Source organism: Acidaminococcales bacterium, from assembly GCA_031290885.1.
Taxonomy (GTDB): Bacteria; Bacillota; Negativicutes; order Acidaminococcales; family JAISLQ01; genus JAISLQ01.
Genome location: JAISLQ010000006.1, coordinates 71,964 through 90,513 on the forward strand (window position 1 = coordinate 71,964; position 18,550 = coordinate 90,513).

Sequence of the window (18,550 nt, forward strand, 5' to 3'; positions counted from 1 at the left end):
ACTGTCTGTTGCGGCGCAGCGCCGAATGTTTTTCCGCCTGAAACGCCGATTGCCCCCGCAGGGGGCAATCGGCAGACAGAAACATCGCATTATGCCACGCGGAAAAATTTCTCGCCGCAGCATGCCGCAAACGATAAAATAAGGGCCCAGCGGGAGCGTGCCGGCTTAGGATGTGACGCCTGATTATTATTTTTCGAGGTGATTTTAATGACAGTCGAACTAAGAATCACAACCAGAAACGAATCTACCGCTTTGCCGCGCGTTCTGCGCATAACGGCGCGGCAAAGCTGCGCGCTGAAAAAACTCACTTTGCAGCCGGTCGCGGACGATACCGCGCTGGAACTGTTTTTGTTGCTGGACTGTCAGGAATCGCCGCTTCGTCTGATTAAACTCCTGCAAAAACAGATACTGGTCATGGACGTAAGCCTTTTGAAAGAAGAAGTTTCGCTGGCTGTCTGACGACGGCGCAAGGAGAGATGGAATGAAAATCACAGGCGCGCAGGTCATTGTGAATATACTTTTGGAACAGGGCGTGGACACGGTTTTCGGTTATCCGGGCGGGCAGGTCATACCGCTCTATGACGCGCTCTATGATGCTCCGCTCAGGAAAGTGCTGCCCGTGCACGAGCAAGGCGCCATACACGCGGCGGACGGTTATGCCCGCGTGAGCGGGCGCACGGGCGTCTGCATCGTTACTTCCGGCCCGGGCGCAACCAACATAGTTACCGGCTTGGCTACGGCCTACCTCGATTCCATTCCGCTAGTCGTCATTTGCGGGCAGGTGCCTACCCCCCAGATCGGCCGCGACTCTTTTCAGGAAGTGGACATAGTCAGCGTTTCCCTTGCCGTAACCAAATACAGCGCGGTCGTTTTGCGGCCGGAGGATTTGGCCGGCACTTTGCGCGAGGCTTTCGCGGTCGCCCGCAGCGGGCGCATGGCGCCGGTATTGATCGACATTCCGAGCGACATACAAAGGGCTTTGATTGATTGGGACGAAGAGGGCAACGCGGCGGAAATGGACATAGAGGAAGAAGACCTGCCTTTTGACCTGTCGGCGGTCAAGGCGGCGGCCGGCCTCATCTGCCGGGCCGAGCGCCCGGTGCTTATGGTAGGCGGCGGGGCGATACAGGCCGGCTGCAGCTGGGCAATCCGTGAATTGGCCGGCAAAACCGGCATGCCGGTCGTCAGCACTCTAATGGGGCTGGGAGCTTTTCCGGGCAGCCATCCGCAATTTCTGGGCATGAGCGGGATGCACGGCCAAAAGGCGGCCAATCTGGCCGTAAGCAATTCGGATGTCATCGTCGTCGTTGGCAGCCGTTTTAGCGAGCGCGTAACCGGCGACCGTTCCCGGTACGTAAAAAGCAAAAAGATCATCCAATTTGACATAGACCCTTCGGAAATGGACAAAAATGTAACCGTCGCCCTGCCGATCGTTGCCAATCTGTCAAACTCCATGGCCGCCTTGGCGGCGGAAGTGGAAGTGCGCCCGGACATTTCGCGTTGGTGGGAACAAATAGCAAAATGGCGGGAAGAACACGCGTATAGCGACGAAGGCGACTTCAACCCTTACTGGATTTTAAGGGAAATCAACAAGGCTTTCCAGGACGAGGAAGTAATCTTCGTTACCGACGTGGGGCAAAATCAGATGTGGGCGGCGCAGGCCCTTTGCATTATGGAGCCGCGCACTCATATAACCTCTGGCGGCAGCGGCACGATGGGTTTTTCCATGCCGGCGGCCGTGGGCGCGCAGATCGCCAAACCGCGGGCGCGGGTGGTGCAAATCGCCGGCGACGGCGGATTTAAGATGACCGGGATGGAGCTTTTTACCGCAGTAAACGAAAAACTGCCCATCATCAGCATAGTTTTGAACAACCATGTGCTTGGCATGGTGAAACAATGGCAGGAACTATTTTTTAACAAGCGCTTTTCCTCCACTTTGTTGGAATATTTTGACTTTGTGAAATTCGCCGATTCCTGCGGGGCAAAAGGCAGAAAGGCCGGCAGCCGCGAAGAATTCCTGGCGGCGTTGGTGGAAGCTAAAGCCGCTCGGCAACCTTTTCTGCTTGAGCTTTCCATTTGCCCGGACGCCATGGTAAAACCTATGGTTGCGCCGGGAGCGGCCATTGACGAATTTGTCGAATTTAAAGCGGGCAAATGACTTCCGGCGGCCATTTGCGCCTTTGCCCGCACGGGCAAGTGTTCGCAGGCGGCGGCCGCGCAGGATTTTGACGGTGGTTGCAGAAGTTAAGACAGGCAAGGCGGACGCTTGCGGAATTTGTTTTCGGGAGGGAAAATTATGTTAAGGAAAATACTCGTGCCGGTAGACGGGTCGGAACCATCCTGGCAGGCGCTGAAATACGCGGCCGAAATCGGCGCGAAATTTGAAAGCGAACTCTTGGTCGCCCATATTGTCCAGCCTTTTTACAACGCCAGTTTGCTTGCTTTGCCCATAGACAGCGGCCTGTTGGCAATGCAAATGGACGATCTGAAAAAGAACGCCGAATCCGTCCTCGCGGCGGCTAAAGAAAAACTCGCGCCTTATTCCGTCAAAGTAGCGACAAAACTAGAGACCGGGCATCCCTCGGAGCGCATATTGAAAATAGCGAGCGAAACAGGCTGCGACGCGATCGTGATCGGCTCGCGCGGGCTTTCCGGCATAGCCGAATTTGTCTTAGGGAGCGTCAGCTCAAACGTTTCCCAATACGCCAATGTTCCCGTGTTGATCGTAAAATGCGACAAAAAGACGGGAAAATGACGGAAGAAAGACCGATCCAGGATGATTGCGCGTTCTTGCCCCTTTGGGTTACTTTTTGCCGAAAGGAGGCAGATTTAAAGGTTTGAGGCTTAGTTTCATGACTTTTTCCGCCGCTTCGTCCATAGACAGTTCCTCGCGGGCGGAGCCTCTTTCCATTACGCATACCGGCCGGGCGCAGCCGATCTCCCCGCCGGGCATGTAAATGTAGTCGTTGTTGGCGGTATCGCCGAAAACGACCCCGGCGGCGAGTTTTTCCTTTGTAATATGGTTGCTCATCGTTCATCCTTCCCCAACGCGCCGACGGCAGTCAAAACAGGCGCTTTTTCCAAAGCAGGCAGGCGGTAACAAGCGCTATGGCAAAGGCAATGGCGCAAACTATGGCAAAGCCCTGCGGCGCCCCGGCTAAGGGCACGGGCACGTTCATGCCCCAAAAACTGGCGATCATTGTCGGCACGGCCATAGTGATCGTCATGGCCGCCAGGAATTTCATGACAATATTTAAGTTGTTGGAAATGATGCTGGCGAAAACTTCCATCATGGAACTGAGTATGCGCATGTACATTTCCACCATGTCGATGGCTTGTTTATATTCGACGATGACGTCTTCCAAGAGATCTTCGTCTTCCTCAAATATGCGGATGAGCTGCGAAAGCTGTTTGGTGGCGCGCAGGCGCAGCAGCCTTTCCGTCAGTATGTAATTGCCGCGCAGCGAAGCGGAAAAGTAAGTTAGGCTTTTTTCTAAGTCAAGCAATTTAAACAGTTCGTCGTTTTCCATGGATTTGCGCAGATGGCTTTCCAGTTCATCTGTGCGTTTATTGATGTTGCGGATATATTTGAGATAGAGCGTCGCGGATTTGAACAGCAGTTGAAAAAGGAACCGGGTTTTTTTCGCCGTGTCGAAAAGCCCGGGCGCGCCTGCGGCCAATTCGCCGATCAACGCGTTGGGTTCCAAACATACGGTGATAAAGCAGTCTTCTTTTATGATGATGCCCAAAGGCAGCGTTTCATAGTCTTTGCTGCTGCGGAAAATAGGTATGTCAATCAAAATAAGCACCTGATCGGACTCGATCTCAATACGGGCGCTTTCTTCCTCGTCGGTCGCCGCCATGAGAAAATCCAGCATTGCGCCAGTTTTTTGCGCCGTCAACGCCAGTTCGTCGCTTGTGGGGTTGCGCAAATCTATCCAGCAGCCCTTTTCCCGGTTTTCAAAATCCAGTTCTTTAATGCGCGTGCCCACGGTCTTATATATGTTGATCATGGCTCCCCCTCCTCTCGCGACCATTGCCGTGACGGCAATTTCGGGCGGCGTTTCCCGCCGCGCCTCGGACCGGCGTCAGATAGCGGCCGTTATTTGCCAAGTTCGGTTTTAAGCGCTTTGGCCAATTGATCGGCGCAAGAAGTCTCTTTTGCGCCGCAACGGATGCCTTCAAGCTTTGCGATCACCTCGTCGGCCGGCATCCCCTCGACCAGCGCGGCAATCGCTTTTAGATTGCCGGGGCAGCCGCCGTAAAAGAAAACTTTTTTTAACAAATTGCCTTCTATTACAAAATCCACCTGCGATGGGCAAACATTGTTTAATTTGTAAGTTGGCATGACAGGCCTTCTCTCCGCAAAAACCGGCAAGGCGGCATCCCCGGCGGCAAAGGCGGGAATCTTTGCGCGAAGCCGGGTATGCGCCATTTGACGGCGAAATGAATAAGTTTTGTCGTTTTATTTCGACGCGAAACACGCTAAATCCTTGCCGGACATGCGGCAAAAACCACTATTTTTCATTGGGGGCGACCTTCCGGCAGTTGCGGTTGCGCTTTTTCCTGTTTTTTGTTACCATAAAGGTAATGGCGGCGACATGGTTGAAGACGTTCAAACATGGGCATTTCGGCGGCATTAATTTTAGCGAAAGGTCGGTTTTTATGAAAAAGATCATAAACGCACCAGGGGCGCCGCAAGCGATTGGCGCTTATTCGCAGGCGGTCAAGGCAAACGGTTTTCTGTTTGTTTCCGGGCAAATACCGCTCGATTCGGTTACAGGCGATTTAGTTTACGGCGGCGTGCCCGTGCAAACGCACCAGATACTGGCAAACATAAAGTCAATATTGGCGGCCGAGGCACTCTCTTTCGCCGACGTGGTCAAAAGCACGGTTTTTCTCGTCAACATGGACGATTTCAAAACGGTAAACGATATTTACGCGCAATATTTCAAAGAAGCGCCGCCCGCAAGATCCTGCGTCCAGGCAGCCCGCCTGCCCCGGGGGGCGGAAGTGGAAATAGAAATAATCGCCGCTTATCCGTCCTGAACCGCGCTTTTTGCCTGAGTACACGTGAATCATCAAGCCAGTTCATGTTTTTGCCGGCGGCAGTATTATTTTTTGCCGGCCAAAGCGCCGGTTTGCCTTTCTTTCCACTCGCGCCAAAAGAACAAAAAGGCGCCGGCGGCAACAATGACCAGGCTGGTGATTTGCGCGGATTTCAGCCCCAAAGCCAAAGGTTCGACGTAATCGCCGCGCAGATGCTCCAAAAAGAACCGGGCCAGCGAATATAACACGGCGTACAGGATAAAAGCCTGCCCTTTGGCGTGCCGGCGCGCACGAAAGATAAGGAGCAGGGCGAAGATCGCTATGTCGATCTGCCCTTCCCAGACTTCCGCCGGCCAAAGCGGCTGCCCACCATAAACTTGCCGGGCCAGGGTCCCTTCCGGATAGACAATCCCGAAATCGCCGCCGGTAGGCGCGCCGAAAGCGTCGCCGTTGAGCAGGTTGGCGCAGCGCCCAAGCGCCTGTCCGAGGACGATGGCGGGAACGACTATGTCGCCAAAGGCCCAAGTGTCGATTTTATGCGTTTTTGTGTACGCCACGCCGATCAGCACGCCGAAGATTACGCCGCCCTGTATGGCCATGCCGCCTTGCCAGACAAAAGGTATCTCGGTGAGATGCCCACTGTAGTAATCCCAGTCAAAGAAAAAAACATCCCATAGCCTTGCGCCGACCAGTCCGGCCAGCCCGCAGTATATGCCCATGTCGGGAACGTGCCCGTGCCAGCGCCCGTCCTGTTTGGCCAGGAAATAAGCTGCCCCCGTGGCGAGAATGATGCTCAGGCAAAGTACCAGCCCGTAGGAACGGACAGGAAACCCGCCAATATGGAAAAGATATTGGTGCATAAGCCCTCCAAGGCTGATTGAACGGCATTTCATCCGGCGAAAGGTTTGCCGGCCGCCGAATGATTGTATGTTCAGTTTAAATAAAGGGGTTCGCCGACAATCCATTGCGGCGCTCGATCAGGCAATTTTCCGCCTTACATGGCAAGGCGCTTGTGCGCCCCCTAACGGCGGGCCATGCCCGCCCGCCGCTTTTCTACATAAAAACCTCTCGCCGCAGCAGCCGCAAGCGATTATTGGCGGCCTTTAAATTTTCAAAAGGGTGTGTTTGATTGTGAAAAAAACAATTTTAAGCCTTTTACTGATTTTCATGCTCGCCGGCGCGGCGAGCCATTCGGCGGAAGCCGCCGCGAACGTGGGCGACGTGCTTGGCGCGCGCAGTTTTGAACTTTTGGGCGGCGGCACGGTAACCCTTCCGCTCCAAGGCAAAAAAGCCTGCGTGCTCAACCTGTGGGCTTCCTGGTGCCCACCCTGCCGGGGGGAAATGCCGCAGTTGCAAGCTTTTTACGACAAGCATAAAAACAATCCGGACATAGCGTTGTATCTTATAAATCACGCCGAGCCGTCCAAGTCCGTCGAAGAATTTATGCGGCGAAACAACTTGGCGATGCCGGTCATTTTGGATCTGCGGGGCGAAGCGGTCGACATGCTTTACACCTCCGCCATTCCGACCACTATTATTGCCGGCGCCGACGGAAAGATCATTTTTCGGAAAATCGGCGCGATTACGGCAGAAGAATTGGAAGCCGCGCTTGCCGGTATTTGACGATGCCGCACGATATAACCTTTGGTGCGGCGGCCGCCGCGGGACTTCTTTCCTTTTTTTCGCCGTGCGTGTTCCCGCTCATGCCGCTTTATCTTTCGGCGATCGCGCCGGGCGGGGCCGGCCGCGGTCGCTTGGCGGTTTTCGCCGGCGCGCTTTCTTTTGTGGCCGGCTTTACCTTGATATTCATCTTGCTGGGGTTGAGCGCGTCCGCCCTGGGCGCGTTCCTGGCGGAATACCGGAACGCTTTGCGCAAGGCCGGCGCTCTTTTTATGATCGGCATGGGACTTTTCCAGTTGGGGATCGTCTCGCCCGGCTTTTTGCTGCGGGAGCGGCGGCCGCTGCTTGACGCCGCCGGCCAAAACGGCGGCGCGTTCATTCTCGGCATGGCTTTCGTATTCGGCTGGATGCCATGCACGGGCCCCGTGCTTGGCGCTATACTCATTTATGCCGGCACGCAAGAAAGCGTTCGTTACGGCGCTTTTTTACTGGCCGCTTATTCCGCCGGCTTTAGCCTGCCGCTTTTGCTGACCGCGCTGGCCACCGACAGCTTCGCCCACAGGCTGCGCCGCCTGGCGTCGCCCTGGCTGGGGGCGGGGCAGAAACTGGCCGGACTGTCCTTAATCGCAATAGGCGCGCTTTTATACACAAACAAACTGTCGCAAATAATAGTTTGGTTTTATCTTTGACCCTTTGCGGTTCGGACAGGCCATGCCAACACGCCCTAAAGCGTGAGCTTTAACTGAAAGCCTAAAGCGTCGGCCGCGACCAAGCTGTAGATTGTCCCGTCTTTTTCGCCCTGATAGCCCAAAACGCCGCTTTCTCCGTGCAGGTGGCCGTAAACGCAGATCCTTGCCTGATATTTTTCGCAAAGAGCGCTGAACCCCGTTGGCTTGCCGTCAACATAAAGCGGCGGATAATGCAGGGCGAGGAGCGGTTTTTCATAACCGGCGCGTTTGGCGGACAGCAGGGAGCTTTCCGCGCGGATCAGTTCCCGGCGGTAAATGGCGTCGTCTTTTTCCGTAAAATCCGGCGCGTTCGGCGTCAGCCAGCCGCGGCTGCCGCAAACGGCGAGCCCGCCTGCGGCGTAAAAATTATTGTGCAGGAAAAAACAGCCTCCGCCTATCGCCGCATTCATTTTCGCCAAGCCGGTCCACCAGAAATCGTGATTGCCGCGGATTAATACTTTGCCGCCCGGCATGGCAGCGATTTCCTTCAGATCGCCCAATGCGTCAGGAAAGCGCATGGCCCAAGAAATGTCGCCGCAGATGATTACAAGGTCTTCTTTCCTTACGGCGGCCAGCCATGATTTTTGTATTTTTTCCCAGTGGTTCTCCCATTCCGGCGCAAAGACCGACATAGGCTTGGCCGGCGGCCGGCCGGAAAGATGCAGGTCGCCGATGGCGTAAATGCTCATGTCTGCCTCAATTGACTTTTCTTGTCCGCTCGTTTATAATGGTTTCGTAAATTCGATGAAGCAGAGTAGTAGATTTGGGAGCCGTATCCCCTCTCTATCATGTTACAGAAATTTGGCGGCCGATGCAAGCCAAACTTGAAAAATCGAACTCGCTGCCAAGAAGCGGCCGTGAAATATTTGAGCGGCCGCCGCGCGCCCGGCGTTAACGGTTAAAGTGGGCGGACGGTTGCGCTCTCGTCCGTCAAGCAGGGTGGTACCGCGATGCGTCGTCCCTGGCCTATGGGCCGGGGATTTTTTGTTATACTGCCGCCGAGATAGGACACGGACAAGATTTTAAGGGCCAATTCGCCGCCCGGCAAGGCGCGAAACGCAGGCGAGCCGCAAAGCCCGGCAAGGATTTTGCGCAAAGCGGCGCGGCGAATCAGCCGCAAAGATCCTTATGCTTTAAACAATAGGCAGTATCAGGGGGGCGCCATTAATTTTGGGAGGCAGGAAAATGCAATTTAACCAAAGATATTCTCCGCACGAAATTGAAGAGAAATGGCAGGCGGCGTGGGCGCGGGAGGCGGCTTTCGCAACAGGCGGCGCCGGCGGCCCAAAATATTATGTGCTGGAGATGTTCCCTTACCCCTCCGGCAAGCTGCACATGGGCCATGTGCGCAACTACGCCATTGGCGACGTGATCGCGCGCTTTAAAAGAATGAATGGGTTCAACGTCCTTCACCCCATGGGCTGGGACGCTTTCGGCATGCCGGCGGAAAACGCCGCCATTGCCAACAACATACCTCCCGCCCGCTGGACTTATTCCAATATAGAGAACATGCGCGCCCTGCAAAAACGGCTGGGGTTTTCCTATGACTGGGAGCGCGAGGTAACCACCTGCGACGAAGATTACTATCGCTGGACGCAATGGCTGTTTTTGCTTTTTTACGAAAGGGGGCTGGCTTACAAGAAGAAAGCCGTCGTCAATTGGTGCGAGCATTGCAACACCGTGCTGGCCAACGAACAGGTCATTGACGGCAAGTGCTGGCGCTGCGACTGTGCCGCATCGCGGAAAAGCCTCGAACAATGGTTCCTGCGCATTACCGACTACGCGGACCTTCTGCTGGCCGATATCGAAAAACTAAAGGGCTGGCCGGAACGGGTAAAGGTGATGCAGCAGAACTGGATAGGGCGCAGCGAAGGGATGGAGTTTTCCTTTGCCGTGCCGTCCATAGCAGACAAGATACCTGTTTATACGACCAGGCAGGATACTGTCTTTGGCGTTACCTATATGGTGCTGGCGCCGGAACATCCCTTGCTCGCCAAGCTTGTCGCCGGCTACGCGGGGGCGGATGCCGTGCTTGCGTTTTCCGAGCGCGTGCGCGCCCAAAGCGAATTGCAGCGCACGTCGGCCGAATTTGAAAAAGAAGGCGTGTTTACCGGCGCTTACGCGGTAAATCCCATGACCGGCGGCGAAATACCTATCTGGATCGCCAATTATGTGCTTTATGAATACGGCACCGGCGCCGTCATGGGCGTGCCGGCGCATGACGAGCGCGACTGGCAGTTTGCCAATAAATACGGCCTGCCTAAAATCATCGTGATCCGGCCCGAAGGCAAAGCGCTGGAAACAAGCCAAATGGACGGGGCATATGAGGGGCCGGGCGTTATGGTGAATTCCGGCGAATTTGACGGGTTGGACAGCGAGAAAGGCAAAAAAGCGGTGGCCGACTATATGATCGCGCACTCCATCGGCCTATGCCGCGTGAATTACCGTCTGCGCGACTGGCTGATCAGCCGGCAGCGTTATTGGGGCGCGCCCATACCGATGGTTTATTGCGACAAGTGCGGCGCAGTGCCTGTGCCGAAGGAGGATCTGCCGGTAAAATTGCCGAAGGAAGTGGATTTCAGCGATTTTAAAAAATCACCGCTGGAAACGGCTCCCGATTTCGTAACGTGCGCCTGTCCGCGCTGCGGCGCTAAGGCGCGGCGCGAAACAGACACTATGGATACCTTCATCTGCTCGTCTTGGTATTACCTGCGTTATACCGACCCCAATAACGCCAGAGCGCCTTTTGCGGCGGACAAGGTCAATTACTGGCTGCCGGCCGACATTTATATCGGCGGCATAGAACACGCCATACTGCATCTTCTGTATTCGCGCTTTTTTACCAAGGTATTGCGGGACGCGGGCATGATTGAAGCCGCCGAGCCCTTTCGTAACCTCTTGACCCAAGGCATGGTGATAAAAGACGGCGCTAAAATGTCCAAATCCAAAGGCAACATTGTTTCGCCGGAAGAAATAATCGCCAAATACGGCGCGGACACCGCCAGGCTCTTCATCTTGTTCGCCGCCCCGCCTGAACGCGACCTTGACTGGAGCGATCAGGGCGTGGAAGGGTCTTTCCGCTTCCTCGGCCGCCTCTGGCGCATAGTGCGGCAGCTCGCGCCGCTTGCGGCGGACGGCGGGTACGCAAAAGGCGAACTGTCAAAAGACGAAAAAGAAATGCGCCGCTTGCTCAATGTTACTATTAAACGGGTTACGGACGACATAGCGCAGCGTTTTAATTTTAATACGGCGATAAGCGCGGTAATGGAATTGGTCAACGCCCTTTATATTTACAAAGAAAAAACCGAAAAATTGAACGCCGCCCTGACCGGCGAAATCATAAGTGTACTTTTGCGCTTGCTCGCGCCGTTCGTGCCGCATATAACAGAAGAGTTATGGGCGCTCGGCGGCTATGGGGGCAGCGTCCACGCCCGGCAATGGCCTGCCTATGACCTTGCGGCGACCAAAGCCGAAAAAGTTGAGATCGTCGTACAATTAAACGGCAAGATCCGCGATAAAATGACCGTCCCTGCCGGACTGTCGGCCGAAGAGTCGGAGCGGCTCGCCCTTTCCCTGCCCAAGATAAAAGATTCGCTCGGCGGGGCGCGGGTTGCCAAAGTGATTTGCGTGCCCGACAAACTTGTCAACGTAGTCGTGAAATAACGGGGCCTCTAAGGACGCCGCGCAATATTGTTCTAAGGTTAGGGCGTGTTTGCAAAATCCGTTGCGGCCTCTTTACGGCTAATTTTGCGCTTTGCTGTGTCAGCATCTCCTAAAGGAATTGCCATGGAAAAAGAGGAAAAATACAAATTGGCGGCCATCATGCTTTTGCTCGCCCTCTTTACCGGCGCCGGCGTCTGGCGGCAGGAACGCCGCCTAAGCGTGGCCGGCTCGCCGCCGGAAACTCCCCCGACCGTCTATGAGGCGCTGAAAAAGCAGCAGATCACCGTAAGCGTGGCCGGCGCGGTAGCCTCGCCCGGCCTGTACGATCTTTCGCCCGGCAGCAGGGCGGCGGATGCGATAAGCAAAGCGGGCGGCTTTCTGCCACAGGCGGATCGGGACAAAGTCAACCTCGCCCGGCGCTGCTCCGACGGCATGAACATATTGGTTCCGTACAAAAAAGCCGAACCGCCGGAGAAAAGGCCGCGGCGCGCGCGTACGGATGTCCCGCCGCCGGGCGAAACGATCGACATAAACAGCGCCGGCGAGGACGAATTCTCGCGCCTGCCCGGAATAGGGCCGGAACTGGCCAAAAGGATCGTGGCTTACCGTGCGCGGTACGGACCTTTTAAAACTACCGGGCAACTTAAAGACGTTGACGGGATCGGCGAAGCTAAATTCTCCCTGTTCAGGAACAGGTTAAAAATATGAACCCGAAAAAATTATTTTTCGTCGGCGGGGCGCTTTTTGCGCTGGCGGTTTATCTTGCCCAGGCCTTTGCCGTACCTTCATATTTTGCTTTCGGCCTTTCGGCCTGTGGCGCGGCCATGGCACTTAGCGGCTTGTTTAAGAATGCGGCGGCGCGTTTTTTGTGCTATGGCGGGTCTATGCTTTTCTTTTTTGCTTCTGGCCTTTTAATCGGAACGAACGCCAATGCGCCCGCTCCAGACAGTGTTTTTTATCTTGCCGGGCGTACCGGCGTGATCACCGGCAGCGTAGTCCCGGGCACCTGGCGGGCGGGCAGGGCTGGCTACGCCGCCTTCCTGCTCCAAAGCGCGTCTTTTCACGCGCAAGGGGCAACCGGCGCCCAAAGCGGCAATTTGCGCATAACCTTGCGCCGCGTGCCGGAAGGGGCAAGGCTGAAAGCCGGCGACATTGTCAGCATCGGCGGGGAAATAAGGCCGCTTTCGGGGTTTGCCAACCCGGGCGGCATCGATACGGTCGCCTACGAACGGCGGCGGGACGTTTACGGGCGCGTATCCGCAGACTACGAAGACATAGCGGTGGCCGAAAACGAAACCAGCCTGGCCGCCAGGGCAGAGGGCTGGCTCGGCGGACTGAAAGACGCGGCGGGCAAAATACTGCCGCCTTCGGACAGGGCGATCATCTTTGGGATGCTCTTTGGCGGGCAGGAAGGAATAGACGGAGAGATTATCCAGGATTTTTCCACCACCGGCCTCATCCATATATTGTCCGTTTCCGGCGCGCACGTCGCTATGATCGCGGGCTTTGTCGGCTGGTTGTTGGGCAGATGCCGGCTGAACCGCAAAAAAGCCGCCCCTTTCGTCATTGCCGCCATTTGGTTTTACGCCCTTTTGTCGTCCTTCTCCATACCGGTGATACGTTCCGCCGCTATGGGCACGGCTGTCCTCGTAGGGCGACTGTTCGGCCGCAAAGCCGACAGCGGCGCGATTTTGGCCTTTGTGCTGCTGCTTTCGCTTATCTATGAACCGCGCTGGATTTTTTCAATAAGTTTGCAACTGTCTTTTTTGGCGGCGGCGGGCATTATCTATATCTACCCGCCGCTGAAGGCCAAGCTGGACGTTTTGCCGGAAATGCCGGCGGCCGCTCTGGCGCTGACTTTGTCGGCGCAAATCGCAACTTTGCCTTTTCTCGCCAACTATTTTTATCAAATTTCTTTAGTCGCTTTTTTAGCCAACATCTTAATTTTGCCCCTTTTGGAAGGCTGCCTGGTCGCTGCTTTTTTCGCCCTGCCTTTTCTTTACATCCTGCCTCCGGTCGGCAGTTTAGTTTTTATAGCGGCCGGGCTGCTTTTGGGGATCGCGCTGCGGCTGGCCGAATTTATCGCCGCTTTCCCTTTCGCGGCGCTGTCCGTGCCGTATCTGCCGCCCTTGCTCTGGAGTTGTTACTATCTGGCGCTATTGTCCGCCTTTGACTGGCTGCCGGGCGGTTTTACAAAGCGCGGACGGCTGATTATATGCGGCGGCGCCCTTTGCGCCGTGCTGATAGGTTTTCTCTGGCGCTCCGATACCGGCGGGCGGCTGGCCGTACACTTTATGGACGTTGGGCAAGGGGACGCCGCGCTGGTCATAACGCCCCGGAAGCGGGCAATCTTGATCGACGCGGGCGGGCGCGGGTTTTCCGGCGGCTACGACGCGGGGGAACGGGTCGTGCTGCCCTACCTTAAATACTATGGGCTAAAAGAATTGCAGCTTCTTATCTTGTCGCACGGCCATGACGATCACGCGGGCGGCGCGGCGGCGGTAGCGAAAAGCCTGCCGGTGCGGGAAATATGGCTTCCCGCCGGCCAAGTTTCGGACGATGTGGAAAGATTGCTCAAAAACAGCGCGCACAGCAAAAAAGTCGTAATGGCTGAAGGCACGGCAACAATAATCGACGATGCCAAAATAAAAGTCATATACGCGCCGGACAGCCTTTATGCCGCGCGCAAAAAAACCGCCGAAACCTCGGCGGTAATAAAGCTGTCTTACCAAGGGCGGGATTTTTTGTTCACCGGCGATATAACGGCCGCAACCGAACGGGAAATAGCGCCCCTGGCCGGGCAAATATCCGTGCTGAAGGTGGCGCACCACGGTTCCGGCGCCTCCAGCGACCCTTTGTTCATCGGAACGCTTAATCCGGAACTGTCGGTCATTTCCGTCGGCGGCGGCAATCGGTACGGGCACCCTTCTTACGAAACGCTCGAGAGGCTCTCCCGGCAGGGCTGCGCCACCTTGCGCACCGATTTTAACGGCGCCGTGCTGGTCGAGGTAACAAACGGCGCCTTAAAGTGGCACACTTACAAACAAAACCCCGAACATTTCTGATGCTGAACCGAATGTCCCCTGAACTCATACAAAGCGTATGCTTGCGGCGCCAAGCCGGATATTTTCATCCTTCGCCGCAGAACCGGGCCATGCCCGCCGGTTACAAGTCCCTGCCCGTCCTTGGGCGGAAGAAGTTGGACTTTCGCCCAACTGAATATACTTCAAAAGGAGCTTTTTATGGAAGCGGAAGAATTCCTGCGGCGCCTTGACGCCGCTGTGCCGCCGCTGACGCTGCTGATAGGCGGCGAACACTTTTATGTCGAAAAAATACGGCAAAAAATCAGGGCAAAATGGCTGGGCGGCGAGGCGGAAAAAGACATTGCCGTCTTGCCGTCCGAACCGGCGGCGCAGAAATTTTCGCTGCTTTTGTCCGGCAGTTCCTTTTTCAGCGCGCGCTCTCTGATCGAAGTGCGGCAAAGCAGGCTTTTGTCCACGGCAAAGCAAGTTTCCGACGCGGAGGCCGGCGCGTACCTGGCGATGTTCAAAACCATACCTGAACACTGCCGGATAGTAATTCAAAGCGAAAAGGCCGACGCCAGGCTAAAATTTTACAAAGCGGCCAGCGCCGTGGGCCAGGTTGTGGAATGTGCGCTCCTTGATCCAAGCAAAAAAGGTGACCTTGGCAAACTGAAAAACTGGCTGGCGCGGACGGCGGCCGAATACGGCAGCCGCTGGGAAAGCGATGCGCTCTCTTTTATAACGGACGGCCTGTCCCTGCTGCAGGAAGTATCCCTCGCCCAATTGGCGCGGGAAATCGAAAAAATGCCCCTTTACGCCGGCGACAGAAAAAGTTGGAGCAGGCAGGACGCGGAAACCATCTTCTCCGATCTGACGGGCTTGTCCGGCTTTGTGCTCATCCGCGCCCTTGCGGACAGGGACGCCGTCAAAGCGCTTGCCATACTGCGCGAAACAACCGCTCGCGGCGTATATTTGCCGAAAACGTTGGGGCTTGTCGCTTTGCAATTGCGCCGGCTGCTGGCGGTCAAAAGCATTCTGGAAAAAGACGGCGGGCGGGAGGGCGTCATAACCGAAGCCGGCATAAAGCCGTACTTCGCCGATGAAATCATAGGGCAATGCCAAAAAATGCCCAAAGCCAAAATCAAAAAAGCGCTGGCGGGAATTTCCGCCATGGCGCGGGAGATACCTTTCGGCGGCCGAGGAGCCGCGCATCTGGAAGAAATCATCGCGGATTTTTGCCGCTGACCGCCCAAACGCCGCAAACAGCCATTGACAGTTCCCATTAGATGGCCGCTTGGTCCAACCTTTCGCAATTTCCCCTTTTCACGCAATGAAGAAAATTCCAACACGGCACAAGGCCGCCGGTCAAGCCGCGCCCCCTTCGCAGGGCGTTTCGGGTCATTCCAGACAATGAAAGCGGGCTTGGTGGTTTTTCTTTATTTCTTCGATCAGGGAAAATTCAGCGATCAGTTTGTGAAAATCAATGCCGGCGGCGGCTATTTTTGCGTCGGCGTCCGCGCCCCGGCCGGAAATGCTTTTGGTTATGTTGCATACGGCCGTGTACAAATGATCGGAAAAAACGCCGTGTTTGTAGGACAATACGGCCTCAATGAGCGCCGCCAGGTTGTCGCAGCATTTCAATATAACCCCGTCCACCGGCTTCAGCCCGCCGCGGTCATATTCCGGCGGTATGACGAACTCCCCTTCCAGTTTTTGCGGCGCGCCGTCTTTGACGTAGCGCGTGTCAAATTCATTTTCGGTGAAATATCTTAATTCGCCGTGCCAGGATGCCGGCAAGAGGGGGAATATTTTTTCCCGCATGTACCCGCTTTCAATTTTTTTGATTTTGTCCTCAATTTCGGTGGCCGAGCGTTTGACCGGCGAGATGATGTCGCGCGTCAGCACTTCGGGCAGATCATGGAAGAGGCCGCACAGATAGTCGTTTACGATCCGCTCGTCGGAGGCGCCGAGCGCGTGGGCGCAAAAATAGCCAAAGATAGCGACGATCAGCATGTGCCCCATGACGGAAGTTTCCGGTATGCGCGGCGACTGCGCCCAGCGTTTTTGAAAGCGCAATTGCCCGGCCAGGGCAATGAACTTTTGTATTTTGCCGCTGCCGGACAGTTTCTGTACGCCGGCAAGATCGCCATAGTCCTTTATCTGCGATAAAATCTCCCTGCGCGTATCTTCAATGCCGATCACCACGCCCCTGTTCATGCGGTAGATGATGCGAAACTCCCAATTGGTGGCAAGGTAATGGGCGGCTTTCAGTATGCGTTTTTCACGGGCCAGGCATTTTGGCTCGGCGAAATAAGCTTTGAAAGCGTCAAAGAAGCCGCCGCCCAAGCTGCGGAGCGCCGGTTCAAGCCGGCCGGTCACCCACCCGTCGATCTCCCGTCCGTTCCCGCGCATTAATTCATAATAGACAGGCGGCTTTATATCGGTAACGACCGTGCGGTGCAAGAACTCAAACAGCCCGCCTTCGATCAGGGCGCGCCAGTTGACGGCGTTTTTCCGGCGTTCCTCATATTTGGCCAGAACATAGGCGATGACCATCTTGTGCGCCTGTTTGTCCAACTCCGTAAATCCTTGGTGCGGGTGCAGGTGATCTTTCCAGCGTTGGGAATTGGCCGCATCGTAAATCTTCTCAATCAGCTCTTTGGTCAGCATGTCCACGCCCTCCGCCCCATTCATACAAAAGATAGGGTTGCGCCTTCACGGAAAAAGCCGCGCATTCTTCGCGCCATCTGACAAGCAGCTCTTCCAGCGGCAGATTGTCCCAAACCGAATTTTCGCCGAGGTTTTTATCCAGCCGGGCAGTGCCGCCTGCGTCTATTTTGTCCACCCCCGCCATCCGGCGCAGGATGTAAAACAGCCTTACGCCGGTTTCCACCGCGGCCGCTTTTTTTTTGTCCGTAAAATGCAATTGGACGCCATAACAGGTTTTGCCGGCGTAACCGCCGAAAGCGGGCGTAAAAGCCACCGGCCGGAAGATGACGCCGGGCAGGTTCTCCTGGTTGCCAAGACGAGCCAGCCGGTAAGGGTCTATCCAAGGCGCGCCGACAAACTCAAACGGCCTGGTCGTCCCCACTCCGTTTGTAACGCCCAGTCCGGCAAAAGCGCCGGTGGCGGCGTAACCTATCACGCTGTCGAGCGTCGGTATGTTCGGCGAGGTCATGACCCAGGGAAGGCCGGTTTCTTCAAAATACATTTCGCGCGTCCAGCCGGAAAGGGGGACTACAAAAAGATCGACGCCTATGGCGAACTCGCCGTTATAAAAAAGCGCCGCTTCCCCCGGCGTCAGCCCGTGCCGGAAAGGTATGGGGTAAAGCCCGACAAAAGACTCAAACCCCGCTTTAAGCACCGGCCCTTCCATTTTGCCGCCAAGGGGATTGGGCCGGTCGAGCACGGCAAACTGTTTTTTTTCTTCGGCGCAGGCCTGCATGGCGTAAACCATAGTCGAAAGATAGGTATAATTGCGCACGCCTATGTCCTGTATGTCAAAAACCAGCATATCGACATTTTCCAGCATCTGCGCCGTGGGTTTTTTCACCGCGCCGTACAGGCTATATACCGGCACGCCCAAGCGCCCGTCAAAATAAGCACCGACTGCGCCGCCGGCCGCCGCCTGCCCAAGATAGCCGTGCTCGGGCGAAAAGATCGCCGTCAAATTCATTTTGCCGGCCAAAATTTTCGCGCTGTCGTTCAGGTCCTTGTCCACCCCGGTCGCGTTGGTGATAAGCCCTATGCGCTTGCCGGCGAACAGGCCGGCAAATTCGTCGATCCTTTCCAGGCCGGTTTTTACCGGCGGCGGCTGGCCTTTCCCTCCGGCGACGAAAGCCGGCGGCGAAACCGCCAGCATAAACAATATGAGAAAAATACGCGGCAGATTTTTACGCATGTTCAATTTCCTTTCCATAAACGGCCAGCCAAACGCAGGGCGGGCAAGCGGAAGTGTAAGCCACGCGGTGTTTTTCCCGCGCCGGAAGAAGCAGCCAGTCTCCCGTTTCCAAAAGTTTCCTGCGCCCGTCCGGCCATTCTATTTCGCCCTTGCCCGCAAGGACAATCACCCATTCGTCTTCCTCCTCCTCATACCAAAAACCCGGGGCGGATTTTTGCCCTGTGGATATTATCCTCGTTATCCGCCCTTCTTTCAGCCGGAAAAGTTCTTCGGCCATCTCGCCGCCATTTTTCCGGGAATATTCAAAAATATTTTGCAAGATGTCCCTCCGCCAATTTTCAGCTTTTGCCAGGAGAGCGCGAAAGCAAAAACTTCTTTGCCCATCACGCCGCTATTTAAAGATAATTCGGCTGCGGCGGGCAAATTCCTGCTTTGAGTGGCACTATCGCGAAAAGCCAAATGCCATTAAATGCCTTATGTAAAAAACCTTGCATATTCGCGCAAAATGCTTTAATATTATAAAAAGCGGTAAGCATTAAGTTTGAATGTAAATAAAGTATTACTTA

At 55.5% G+C, this 18,550-nt stretch carries 18 protein-coding genes and 1 other annotated feature; of the genes, 10 read left to right on the forward strand and 8 right to left on the reverse strand.

Features of this window, described 5'->3' with window-relative positions; translation table 11 throughout:
- Positions 1-207: 207 nt before the first annotated feature.
- The 3 genes from LBO03_00980 (at position 208) to LBO03_00990 (ending at position 2,755) form a co-directional block, all read left to right on the forward strand.
- On the forward strand, positions 208-459 hold the full coding sequence (locus LBO03_00980; GenBank protein ID MDR3348175.1) for a hypothetical protein: 252 nt from the start codon (positions 208-210) through the stop codon (positions 457-459).
- A 22-nt stretch (positions 460-481) separates the two neighbouring features.
- Positions 482-2,158 carry a biosynthetic-type acetolactate synthase large subunit gene (ilvB, locus tag LBO03_00985; protein MDR3348176.1) on the forward strand — a complete coding sequence of 559 codons (1,677 nt, stop codon included), beginning with the start codon at positions 482-484 and terminating at the stop codon, positions 2,156-2,158.
- A 138-nt stretch (positions 2,159-2,296) separates the two neighbouring features.
- Positions 2,297-2,755 (forward strand): universal stress protein, encoded by a 459-nt coding sequence (locus LBO03_00990; protein ID MDR3348177.1) that lies wholly within the window; start codon positions 2,297-2,299, stop codon positions 2,753-2,755.
- 48 nt (positions 2,756-2,803) lie between these two features.
- On the opposite strand, the gene LBO03_00995 is transcribed toward LBO03_00990, so the two are convergent.
- The 3 genes from LBO03_00995 to LBO03_01005 form a co-directional block, all read right to left on the reverse strand.
- Positions 2,804-3,031 (reverse strand): hypothetical protein, encoded by a 228-nt coding sequence (locus LBO03_00995; protein MDR3348178.1) that lies wholly within the window; start codon positions 3,029-3,031, stop codon positions 2,804-2,806.
- A 31-nt stretch (positions 3,032-3,062) separates the two neighbouring features.
- Positions 3,063-4,013: a magnesium transporter CorA family protein gene (locus LBO03_01000; GenBank protein MDR3348179.1), complete on the reverse strand. Its 951-nt coding sequence runs from the start codon at positions 4,011-4,013 to the stop codon at positions 3,063-3,065.
- A gap of 89 nt (positions 4,014-4,102) precedes the next feature.
- On the reverse strand, positions 4,103-4,348 hold the full coding sequence (locus LBO03_01005; GenBank protein MDR3348180.1) for a TIGR03905 family TSCPD domain-containing protein: 246 nt from the start codon (positions 4,346-4,348) through the stop codon (positions 4,103-4,105).
- Between the two features lie 317 nt (positions 4,349-4,665).
- On the opposite strand from LBO03_01005, the gene LBO03_01010 reads away from it, so the two are divergent.
- Positions 4,666-5,049: a RidA family protein gene (locus tag LBO03_01010; protein ID MDR3348181.1), complete on the forward strand. Its 384-nt coding sequence runs from the start codon at positions 4,666-4,668 to the stop codon at positions 5,047-5,049.
- 65 nt (positions 5,050-5,114) lie between these two features.
- On the opposite strand, the gene lgt is transcribed toward LBO03_01010, so the two are convergent.
- Complete coding sequence (lgt, locus tag LBO03_01015) at positions 5,115-5,909, reverse strand: prolipoprotein diacylglyceryl transferase (GenBank protein MDR3348182.1); 795 nt, start codon at positions 5,907-5,909, stop codon at positions 5,115-5,117.
- Between the two features lie 271 nt (positions 5,910-6,180).
- Between lgt and LBO03_01020 the strand changes: the two genes are divergently transcribed.
- Together LBO03_01020 and LBO03_01025 are read left to right on the forward strand one after the other, a co-directional pair.
- Positions 6,181-6,672 (forward strand): TlpA family protein disulfide reductase, encoded by a 492-nt coding sequence (locus tag LBO03_01020; GenBank protein ID MDR3348183.1) that lies wholly within the window; start codon positions 6,181-6,183, stop codon positions 6,670-6,672.
- Between the two features lie 2 nt (positions 6,673-6,674).
- Entirely contained in the window at positions 6,675-7,358 is a 684-nt protein-coding gene (locus LBO03_01025) for a cytochrome c biogenesis protein CcdA (protein ID MDR3348184.1), read from the forward strand.
- Between the two features lie 35 nt (positions 7,359-7,393).
- On the opposite strand, the gene LBO03_01030 is transcribed toward LBO03_01025, so the two are convergent.
- The gene (locus LBO03_01030) at positions 7,394-8,086 is read right to left on the reverse strand and encodes a metallophosphoesterase (GenBank protein ID MDR3348185.1); all 693 of its coding nucleotides are present in this window, start codon (positions 8,084-8,086) and stop codon (positions 7,394-7,396) included.
- Between the two features lie 46 nt (positions 8,087-8,132).
- Positions 8,133-8,363 (forward strand) — a binding site (T-box leader).
- 219 nt (positions 8,364-8,582) lie between these two features.
- Here LBO03_01030 and leuS point away from each other — a divergent pair.
- From leuS to holA, 4 genes are all read left to right on the forward strand, one after another.
- Complete coding sequence (leuS, locus tag LBO03_01035; GenBank protein ID MDR3348186.1) at positions 8,583-11,060, forward strand: leucine--tRNA ligase; 2,478 nt, start codon at positions 8,583-8,585, stop codon at positions 11,058-11,060.
- Positions 11,061-11,183: 123 nt separating this feature from the next.
- Positions 11,184-11,768 (forward strand): ComEA family DNA-binding protein, encoded by a 585-nt coding sequence (locus LBO03_01040; GenBank protein ID MDR3348187.1) that lies wholly within the window; start codon positions 11,184-11,186, stop codon positions 11,766-11,768.
- On the forward strand, positions 11,765-14,125 hold the full coding sequence (locus LBO03_01045; GenBank protein ID MDR3348188.1) for a DNA internalization-related competence protein ComEC/Rec2: 2,361 nt from the start codon (positions 11,765-11,767) through the stop codon (positions 14,123-14,125). Before LBO03_01040 ends, LBO03_01045 begins: the two co-directional genes overlap by 4 nt.
- Before the next feature lie 177 nt (positions 14,126-14,302).
- Positions 14,303-15,328, forward strand: coding sequence for a DNA polymerase III subunit delta (holA, locus tag LBO03_01050; protein MDR3348189.1), 1,026 nt, complete (start codon positions 14,303-14,305; stop codon positions 15,326-15,328).
- A 153-nt stretch (positions 15,329-15,481) separates the two neighbouring features.
- Here holA and LBO03_01055 read toward each other — a convergent pair whose 3' ends face one another.
- Genes LBO03_01055 through LBO03_01065 form a run of 3 tightly spaced genes read right to left on the reverse strand, consistent with a single transcriptional unit; the run spans position 15,482 to position 18,303 of the window.
- Positions 15,482-16,753, reverse strand: a complete 1,272-nt coding sequence (locus LBO03_01055; protein MDR3348190.1) for an HD domain-containing protein — start codon at positions 16,751-16,753, stop codon at positions 15,482-15,484.
- Positions 16,731-17,984 (reverse strand): DUF1343 domain-containing protein, encoded by a 1,254-nt coding sequence (locus tag LBO03_01060; protein MDR3348191.1) that lies wholly within the window; start codon positions 17,982-17,984, stop codon positions 16,731-16,733. The genes LBO03_01055 and LBO03_01060 overlap by 23 nt, the downstream gene beginning before the upstream one ends.
- Positions 17,977-18,303: a cupin domain-containing protein gene (locus LBO03_01065; protein MDR3348192.1), complete on the reverse strand. Its 327-nt coding sequence runs from the start codon at positions 18,301-18,303 to the stop codon at positions 17,977-17,979. Before LBO03_01065 ends, LBO03_01060 begins: the two co-directional genes overlap by 8 nt.
- Between the last annotated feature and the right edge of the window lie 247 nt (positions 18,304-18,550).